At 34.8% G+C, this 2,293-nt stretch carries 3 protein-coding genes; all 3 read right to left on the bottom strand.

Translation table 11 applies throughout. From position 1 onward, the window contains the following. Nucleotides 1-120 precede the first annotated feature (120 nt). The 3 genes from CHU92_RS00860 to CHU92_RS00850 all read right to left on the bottom strand — a co-directional run bounded on the left by CHU92_RS00860 (nt 121) and on the right by CHU92_RS00850 (nt 2,203). Nucleotides 121-885 (bottom strand): DNA-deoxyinosine glycosylase, encoded by a 765-nt coding sequence (locus CHU92_RS00860; RefSeq protein ID WP_129582962.1) that lies wholly within the window; start codon nt 883-885, stop codon nt 121-123. A gap of 220 nt (nt 886-1,105) precedes the next feature. Next, nucleotides 1,106-1,438 (bottom strand): hypothetical protein, encoded by a 333-nt coding sequence (locus CHU92_RS00855; RefSeq protein ID WP_094411656.1) that lies wholly within the window; start codon nt 1,436-1,438, stop codon nt 1,106-1,108. A 3-nt stretch (nt 1,439-1,441) separates the two neighbouring features. Then, nucleotides 1,442-2,203, bottom strand: coding sequence for a hypothetical protein (locus tag CHU92_RS00850; protein WP_094411654.1), 762 nt, complete (start codon nt 2,201-2,203; stop codon nt 1,442-1,444). Nucleotides 2,204-2,293 lie beyond the last annotated feature (90 nt).

Here is a 2,293-nt window from a genome sequence, read left to right as displayed (position 1 = left end):
CACCACAAATGTTGATGCGGAGAACCAAACTTTGATTAACCACAAATATGTCTGCGGAGCACGAAACCGCCACTTTTGCCAAACCCGTGTTAGCAGTAGTGGCTCTTGGTCGTCCGTCAATTATTTGTTCAATATTTGTCGCCATTGCTTGCAAATGTTGTCAAAGTCAATGCCTGTGTTTGCAGGACTTGTGCTTGGTAAAGAAATATATTTTAAATCACTTTTTCTGTCGAAATACTTGTCGAAAAGTGCTTGGGATTTTGTCCCGTTGAAACCGATAACTTTTAAATTCTTGTGTCTGGCGATAAAGTTGTCCAAGTCGTTTGGTTCTTCGTCTTCAATTGCACTGTCAAGGCTACCTTTGCGATTTGCTTTATGTGCTACGTCCCAAATTCCAATTTTAGATTTTATTAAAAGTCCTTTTTTGTCGGAATAAGTAAGTGGCAAATCATTGTTTGTAATTGTCGAGATAATTTTCCAAAATTTGTTTCTTGAATGTCCGTAATACTCGCCAAGTTCGAGAGATTTGTCGCCAGGAATAGTTCCTAAAATCAAAATGGTCGTGTCAGCGTTTGAAATTGGGTCAAATGAAGTTTTAGTGTTTGTCGAGGTTGGTCTTGGAGCTTGTTTTGTTTCCTTCGGTTTTTCTGTAGTCGTTACTTTTACTTTGGTTATTGATTGTCCGATTAGTGAAACAGTCGAACCGTCACGGTCAAAAATGTTTGCATAGTTTCTTGTCCTGCCGTGAATTTGAAATGCTTGAATTGTCGAGCCGTCCTTTTTTTGATACCAACCATTTTTATTCAACTCGTCAGCAATTTGCTGGGTCGTCATTGGTCGTCCTGTTTGTCGTAAAAGTTTTTCTATTGCTTCGTGTAGTGTCATATTTTTCTATTGGTTGATGGTCGTCCTGCCATTACTGCTAACGGATTGCAAGCAGGCACAGTTTGCAGTTTGAAACAGTGTCTACCGAAATGTTAGTTTAAAGATACTAATGTTTGTTGCTTTTGCAAAAATGAAAAACTTGTCTGCCGAAACTTTTTGCAAAAGCTATTACTTCGTCTGCGCAAATTGTGCTTGCTTGCTGTTATAGGTTGGCCGTTTTTTATTTAAATCGCTCTCTAAATTCTATTTCCTTATACAGATTATATATTTCGCCAATTATTTTGGATGCGCGAGCATTCCTCATGGAATACAATGTATTTCTGTATGATGTTGAATGAATGTTTTCACCAATTCTAATTTCATTTTTTTGATTTAGTTCTTGTATTATTTTCTTTCTAATTGGTTCCAAGTCGGCGGGTATTGGAATTGAAAAAGTTAAACAAAATTCTATTTCACAATCCAAAAGTCGTTGTTTTGCAGTTCCTTGTCCAGTAATTAGTTTTTGAATTAAAGTCGAAGATTTTTCTAAGAAATAGGTATTAAGACTTGACATACATTAAATAGGTTTTGAGTCCACAACTTTGCTATTTTGAATATAAAACCAAGCGTTTTCAGTTACCATTGCCCCTAGAGAATTTGTTCCTTTATATTTACATCTAACTGTCCAATTTTTGCCAATTGATATAACTTTAGACCACTCTAAAAACTCAATACTCGATGCGTCTTTTGCATTTGATTTAATAAAATCAGCAACAATCTTCACAGAACCATCTAATTCACTTTGTTCTGGTTTAGCACCAATCGCAGATTGCTTCATCTCTTTGTTATTGAATTCATATTTGGTGTCTTTACAGAAATCTGTTAACCCCAAAAAACTTTGTTGACCACTTTTCAAGAATTCAAGCAAACAATTTTCATTAACATTTTTGTATTCTTCAATGACATTTGTTTTGGTGAAAATGTTTTTTAGGTTACCTGTTACTCTATTGTATGTTACTTTTAGAGCCATGTCTTCGTAATTCCTATCAGGTGGTGATTTTTGAACAAATGTAATTTCAATTATATCACAATCTTTATTTTTTAATAGTTTTTTTAATTCGGTCAATTCAGTTTTGGAGCCAATGGAACCATTGCCGTCAGTTTTAACTTTTCCGATGTCAGATTTACAAGTTTTAAGAGGCGGTAATTCCTCTTTAAAAACAGGTTTTGATTCGGTCGATTCTTGTGAATTCGATTCTTTTTTTATTTCATTGGAGTTGTCACTTGAACAACTTGCAATAAATAAAGATATTGCAATTGGTAAAAATATTTTTTTCATAGTTGTCTATTACGTTTTGTTTCGTGTCTTTACGGCTTACCTATAACGGTTTGCAGCTACCCGAAGGGCGGGACTTTTACCACAAAACTT

The sequence above is a fragment of the Flavobacterium cyanobacteriorum genome, assembly GCF_002251835.1.
Lineage (GTDB): Bacteria > Bacteroidota > Bacteroidia > Flavobacteriales > Flavobacteriaceae > Flavobacterium > Flavobacterium cyanobacteriorum.
The sequence above is the reverse complement of the archived record's forward strand: the minus strand, read 5'-3'. Positions and strand labels throughout refer to the sequence as shown.